The sequence below is a fragment of the Anaerococcus sp. genome, from assembly GCF_022770135.1.
In the GTDB taxonomy this organism is placed as follows: domain Bacteria; phylum Bacillota; class Clostridia; order Tissierellales; family Peptoniphilaceae; genus Anaerococcus.
Genome location: NZ_JALEIL010000138.1, coordinates 1 through 6,743 on the forward strand (window position 1 = coordinate 1; position 6,743 = coordinate 6,743).

At 34.8% G+C, this 6,743-nt stretch carries 8 protein-coding genes; 3 read left to right on the top strand and 5 right to left on the bottom strand.

All coding sequences use genetic code 11. The annotated features are described in order from the left end of the window. Positions 1-15 precede the first annotated feature (15 nt). Positions 16-102, top strand: a complete 87-nt coding sequence (locus tag MRZ08_RS08095; RefSeq protein ID WP_366111270.1) for an IS3 family transposase — start codon at positions 16-18, stop codon at positions 100-102. 61 nt (positions 103-163) lie between these two features. Here the strand turns inward: MRZ08_RS08095 and uraA are convergent, their stop codons facing one another. The 4 genes from uraA to MRZ08_RS07120 form a co-directional block, all read right to left on the bottom strand. Then, positions 164-1,429: a uracil permease gene (uraA, locus tag MRZ08_RS07105; protein ID WP_297381061.1), complete on the bottom strand. Its 1,266-nt coding sequence runs from the start codon at positions 1,427-1,429 to the stop codon at positions 164-166. 95 nt (positions 1,430-1,524) lie between these two features. Beyond that, on the bottom strand, positions 1,525-2,328 hold the full coding sequence (locus tag MRZ08_RS07110) for a class I SAM-dependent methyltransferase (RefSeq protein WP_297381064.1): 804 nt from the start codon (positions 2,326-2,328) through the stop codon (positions 1,525-1,527). A 339-nt stretch (positions 2,329-2,667) separates the two neighbouring features. Beyond that, on the bottom strand, positions 2,668-2,862 hold the full coding sequence (locus MRZ08_RS07115; protein ID WP_297381067.1) for a hypothetical protein: 195 nt from the start codon (positions 2,860-2,862) through the stop codon (positions 2,668-2,670). Positions 2,863-3,004: 142 nt separating this feature from the next. Beyond that, a complete protein-coding gene (locus tag MRZ08_RS07120) occupies positions 3,005-4,210 on the bottom strand; it encodes an arginine deiminase (RefSeq protein ID WP_297381069.1) in 1,206 nt (401 codons plus the stop codon). 211 nt (positions 4,211-4,421) lie between these two features. Between MRZ08_RS07120 and MRZ08_RS07125 the strand changes: the two genes are divergently transcribed. After that, on the top strand, positions 4,422-5,552 hold the full coding sequence (locus tag MRZ08_RS07125) for a peptidoglycan-binding protein (RefSeq protein WP_297381072.1): 1,131 nt from the start codon (positions 4,422-4,424) through the stop codon (positions 5,550-5,552). A 180-nt stretch (positions 5,553-5,732) separates the two neighbouring features. Then, entirely contained in the window at positions 5,733-5,987 is a 255-nt protein-coding gene (locus MRZ08_RS07130) for a type II toxin-antitoxin system Phd/YefM family antitoxin (protein ID WP_297381074.1), read from the top strand. A 46-nt stretch (positions 5,988-6,033) separates the two neighbouring features. On the opposite strand, the gene MRZ08_RS07135 is transcribed toward MRZ08_RS07130, so the two are convergent. Next, positions 6,034-6,743 (bottom strand): extracellular solute-binding protein (locus MRZ08_RS07135; RefSeq protein ID WP_297381076.1); only part of this gene is annotated, 710 nt, incomplete at its 5' end.

Here is a 6,743-nt window from a genome sequence, read left to right on the forward strand (position 1 = left end):
GATATTGATGAATATATATATTATTTTAATAATGAGCGAATCCAATCAAAAACAAAATGGATGCCGCCTACAAAGTATAGGCAAGCATCCTATTGTAAATAACTAATTTAATATTATGTCCAGTTTTATGGGTACACTTCAACTAAGGGGAGTTTTACTTTGTCTACTGATTGATTAAATTTAATTTTTTAAGAATGGTCATAAAGGCAGATAGGACAACTGCCACAACTGAGGCTAGGACCATTCCTTGTAGCTCTATTGCTCCAAACTTTAGAGAAAGCCCTGAAAGACCTGCTATAAATATTACTGATGTCAAAACTAGGTTGACAGATTTAGAATAATCTACCTTTTGATCTACCAAAAGTCTTATACCACTTGTACCTATCATTCCATAAAGAAGGAAGGTTACACCTCCTATTACATTTCCTGGAATAGTTTGAATAATTGCAGCCAAAGGTCCAAAAAATGCCATAATTATCGAAATAACTGCAGCTCCTCCTATAACTTGAACTGAGTAGACTCCTGTAATAGCCATAACTCCGATATTTTCCCCATAAGTTGTAGTAGGAACACCGCCAACAAGTCCTGATAGGGCTGATGAGAAATTATCGGCAAAGATTGATCTGTGTAGACCTGGTTCTTTTAATAAATCTCTTCCTATGATATTACTTGTCACAACTTGGTGAGAAATATGCTCGCTAGTAATAACTAAGATTACTGGAAGCATAGCAAGGATTGCACTAGCAGAAAACTTTGGAGCTGAGAAGTCTGGTAGGGTAAAAAGGCTTGCTTCTCTTACTGGGGTAAAATCCACCATACCGAAAAATACTGCAGCAATGTATCCTACCACAATTGAAATTAGGATTGGAATTGTTGAGAAGAATCCCTTAAAGGCAACTGATCCAATGATAGCTGTAAATAGTGTTATAAAGAAAACTAAAAAGTCTTTCTTTGAAGCTGTATCAGTCATAAGATTAGCCCCTATTGTTCCACCAGTTACTGTATTTCCAGCAAGCTCAAATCCTATTAGGGCAACAACTGCTCCCATAGCTGCAGGTGGAAGAAGAACATCTATCCAACTTGTCCCAAACTTATATATTATATAAGCTAAGATACAACCGAGAATTCCGACCACAATAAAAGCACCCTGAGCATACTGGAAACCTTCGCTTGCGATAATAGCTGTACCTGGAGCTAAAAATGCGAATGAAGAACCCAAATAAGCAGGTGCTTTTTGTTTAGTAATTAATATAAATAATAAAGTTCCGATACCATTCATCAATAATACGATACCTGGATTAATGCCAAATAAAATAGGAACTAAGACACTAGCGCCAAACATTGCAAAAGTATGTTGGATCGACAAAGGTAACAATAATTTTAATGGAACTTTTTCTTCTACTTTGTAGATTTTTTTAGAATTTTTCATAATACCTCCCTAAATTTCCACATGATATTGTAGCAAAATAGAGAGGACTTGTCAAACTAAATCATTAAAATAAATTTCTATCTTATTTATCTTTTTTATTTTTTGTTCTCACACACAAAAAGTAAGTGGTTACTAGCTCCTAGTGTTTCTGGATTTTTGCAATGATTAAGATGGAAGGCTAGATAATTATTAAATGATTCTTCCGTCATTTCTTCCAATTTTTGACTTAAAATCTCAGCAAAGCCATCGCTTGCAACTATTCCTTTTATATTTAAGCCCGATTTTTTAATCATTTCTTTTGCTTCATTTAATTTGAAAAATACAAAAGGCCTATCTATTAATCTCTGCTTCTCACTAATATATGAATCACTTGAAAAAATATTTGTATTGTAGTTAATAGTTTCGCTAATCATTACCGCATCATGATTTATAAAAGATATTAATATATAACCACCATCTTTGCACACTCTTTTTGCCTCTTTAAGTACATCCATTCTATCTTCTTTCCTTGATAGATGATACATTGGTCCAAATAAAAGCACTATATCAAAATAATCTGATTCTAGATCTTTTAGGTCAAAAGAGGACTTATTGTATACCTTTATATTCGGAATGTCTTTTGATTTAGCCTCTAATAGTTTGAAATTTGAAGATGATGGCTCAAAGGCTACTATCTCACAAGCTTTTTGACCTAGCGGTAGGCTGTAAGCTCCAGTCCCAGCTCCGATATCAAGGATTTTGGAATTTGAACAAATTAATTTTTCTATTTCTGTTAAAGTAGTTATTTTTTCTACAAGGCCAGTTCTTGATTTAAGACGTTTATCTTCATCAAAGACCTTATATAATTCTTCATTCCTCTCTAAATCGTTATTAATTTTTAAAATCTCGCTTATATCCATAGTATAACTCCTTTAAAATTAATATACGTTGTTAAAGTATTTATTCTAGATTGTAAAATCTTATATGTAAGCATACTTAATCAAAACTGTGAAACTTCATGATTATTTACAGTTTTAGGATTATTTTCTAAGGAATACAAATATTTGAAAAATAGGAGATATTTATATTATATCATAAAGAATCTTAACTATAGATTTTGTAAATATTTTAATTCTAGTCTAACTAGTATTAGTTGGATCTTTTTTATGTACATTTTTCAACCATCAACATAGCTTAAATAAAAAATCGGCAAATCCTATTCTTGTGGATTTGCCGATTTTGAAAGTCTTATGGCTTATTTATAAAAGGTCTTCGCCTTTTACTGCATCTATTATTTCGTCTTTTATATCGTCTACCTTATCTCTAACTTCGTCGATTTTGTTGTTGTTTTTGAGGTATAGATATGCTCCTACTGCTGTCGCAGCTGCTGTAAATAGTACTTTTCCTACTGTATTTTCTTCTTTTTTGTCTCTATTATTTTTATAATCAAACATTTCTGCCTCTTTCTTTAATATTCAAAAGAATAGTATTCCTACCCTAGTTGGCCTTTCTTTCTATATCTTGATTATACTTTCCATATTATTAATTTTCAAATTAGTTTTTATTAATTTATATGTTTTTATTTTTAACTTATCTTTAGTCTTCTCTCACAAGTGGCATGGACATACATCTTGGTCCTCCCCTGCCTACAGTTAGGGTTGATGAGTCGAGTTTTATTACTTCTATGCCATTTAGCTCGAGCATTTGGTTGGTTACGGTGTTTCTCTTATAAACTATTACCTTGCCTGGGGCTATAGCTAGGGTGTTTGATCCGTCAGTCCACTGTTCCCTAAGGGCTGCTATAGGATCTCCTCCTCCGCATGGAAGAAGTTTTATTTCATCTAGTTTTAGAGAATCTTTTAAAAGGTCGTCTAAGGATTTTTCTATTATCTCTTCCATAATCCTATCATCTTTTTTACTAAATTTAATGGCATGGAAGGTAGAAATTATTCCAGGGTGGTAGGTAAAGGTATCATAATCTATTTGAGTAAAGACAGTATCTAGGTGCATGTAGGCTCTTTCATTAGGAATATTTATTGCAATGATTTCTTCTATCTTTGACTCATCATCGAATAAGATATTGTGGGCAAGGTCCTTGATAGCTGCAAGCTGAGTTCTTTGGCTAATTCCTATCATCAAGAGGTTTTCATTGATATTTAGTATATCTCCGCCTTCGATATGGTATTTCTTCCCCCTGCCGTAATAGTTTTTCGTCCCCTTATAATCCTTGTGGTGGTTAAATATATAGTCAGCATAGATCGTCTCTCTTGATCTTGTCACTGAATACATGGTGTTGATGGATACTCCATTTCCTATTGTGGAGAAGGGATCTCTTGTAAAGTAAAGGTTTGGCATGGGATTTATTGCTGTATATTTGTAGTCAAAGAGGACGTGATCGTTTTTGATTCCAAGCTCATTTAGGGTAAGGCCTGCCATAGTCTTTAGGACGAATTCTTTCTCATCTTTGATAGATTCCAATAGCTTTCTCGCCTCACTAAGGACTAGGTCATCTTCAATATCTGCTTCTTTGAGGTATTGGTCAAGAAATTTTTCTCTTAGCTCCTTATTATCCTTTAAGGTCTCTGCCATCAAGTCTTCTAGGTAAACTACCTCTACTCCCTCATTTCTAAAAATATTAGCGAATTCATCGTGCTCTTCTTTCGCCTTGTCTAGGTCAGGTATATCGTCGAAGAGTAATTCATCCAAGGCATTTGGTGTAAGATTTAGAAGCTCATCTCCAGGTCTATGTACGAGTACCTTCTTGAGTTTGTTGATTTCATTATTTACGTTGATATTTTTCATAATTTCTCCTTAAATATCCTTAAAAAAAAGGCAGTTTCTTTCTCAAAAAACTACCTATAATCAATTAGCCCAGCCAACATCTTTAATTTTATATCTTCATTATACCAATTTTTTTACCAAAAGAAAAGCTTACCATGCTTTAAACTTGCAAACTTTATCTATTCAAATATAATATTAGTTAGATATTTTTAATATATTAGGAGGGAAACTAATGAAAAATTTTAATATAGCATCTCTTATGCTTGCGACAGCTCTTGTCCTAAGTGCATGTGGAAACACAGCTGACAAGGAAGCTGACAAGAAAGAAGATACTAAGGTAGAAGAATCTGCCGAAAACAAAGACGAGATGGCTACTGACAAGAAGGAAGAAGCCGACAAAGAAGAAGAAAAGGTTGAAGAAGTTAAGCCAGAAAATGCTGAACAAGCTGAAGGAAATGTAATTCTTCACAGAGGATATCCAAAAAGTGAAGGAGCTAGATCCTTCCCACGTATAGTTGTTGCAACAAGTGGAGACAAGATCCTTGGCGTATCAATCGACGAATACCAATACGCTGGAGACGATAAGGGTTATGAAGCTGTAGCAAACTCTGATAAGGGATTTGGAGAAGGAACTGCTGAAGGTAAAGTCCTTATTTCAAAGATGGATAACGAAGAAAAATATTCATCAGAAATGAAAGAAGCAGGATCTCCTACTAGTCTTAAGGAAACTTACGAAGGAATATCTGAATTCGTAAAGGGTAAGACAATCGAAGAAGTTGAAACTTTCCTAAAAGACAAGAGTGAAGACGAAATAATTGAAGCTGTAACAGGAGCAACATTTAAGTCAACTCCTGCCCTACTAAACTACGTAACTGCAGTTGCAAGAGATAATCAATTCGTATCTGTAGGACACGCAGAAAATCCAGAGGATATTACATTCAAGGCTGTAACAGGAGCTCCTCACGGAGAAAAATCATTCGCTGACTGCGTCCTAGCTATGGAAGGTGACAAGATCATCGCTGCAAGCTTCGACGAATTCCAATACATGGAAGATGCTGAAGGAATTACAAATGCAGAAGATGACTTCACTCAAGGCTATGCTGATAGCAACAAGGCCCTAGTTTCTAAGCTTGAAAATAACGATAAATATTCTGCTTTAATGACAGAAAAAGCTCAATCAACAGTTTCAATCAAAGACAACTTCGAAGCAATCGAAAAATTCGTTGCTGGAAAGACTGCAAGCGAAATCGAAGAAGCTATAGCAGCTAAAAACGAAGACGGAACAATTGATTCTGTAACAGGAGCAACCCTAAAAGATACAGCTAACTACCTACAACTTATTGTAGATGCTGCAAAAAAATAAATCTATTAAGTCAAGGGCACACAAGCCTTTGGCTTTTTCTTTGCCTAATTTTACTTAGAAAAAATGTTTTTAATATAAAAATGCAAGCTGAAAATTAAGAACTAGATCCTTATTTCCTTTTTACTTTATATCAATGATTAATTATCTTAAAATAGGATATAAGCTATATAGGAGGCTCTTATGAAATTTTCTGATGAAAACCTATATACTATGTCCGAGGCTAATTCTAATTTTTCAAAAATAAGGAGGGCGGCTGATGAAAATGGTTATGCCGCAATTATCAAAAACAGTAAGATTTCCTATGTCTTACTCCCCTATGATAAATTAAAAACTGAAGAAATCCATAGGGACGAAGATATGGAAGAAGTTGCGAAAAGACTTATTGAAAAGATAAAAGATGAATATAATATCCAGCTCAAACTAGATATTGAGTAATTTAAAACAGGCAAGATTCTTATTTCTCGCCTGTTTTTCTGTAAATTTATTGAGCCTCAAAGTCTGCCTTAAATTGTGGTGCGAATCCTTCAAGCTCTGCCTTAACGTCTGCATTTGGATTTGAAAGGATGCTTTCAAGTAAGCTTGCTACATCATTGTAGGCTTGTTGGCTTCCTGGAACTAGTGGTCTAGAGAATAACTTATCACTTGCGTCATCTAGGATTGGAGCAATCTTAGAGTCAGATGATTTGTACTTGTCATCTGTTACAGCAGATTTTCTAGCTGGCATGTAGCCTGTTGCTAGAGCGAAGTCGATTTGGCTATCCTTGCTAGATAGGTATTTGATATATTCAAAGGCTGCTTTCTTTTCTTCGTCAGTCGCTTTGTCGAACATATAGATATTTGTACCTTGTTGGAAGGCTTTTTCTGCTGGATAAGGAGCTGCAGCATATTCGAACTTGCCATCTACCCCTTCTTTAACATAAACTTCACCAGCGTTTGAACCGATGTAGGCTCCTGCTTGCTCGTTAGCAAATGGACCTGACATATATTGGTCAGTTCCTGCGATTCTGAAGTAACCTTCCTTGATTCCTTCTAGATAGTACTCAACTGCTTCTACTGATTCAGGACCAGCTACATCTAGATTTGCGTCAAAATCTATACCCTTGTTTTTGAGGTAAGTGATGTAGAAGTTTGATAGAGAGTCGAAACCAACTCCTGGGATTCCCTTTTCTTCGTAGATTTTCTTTGATACTT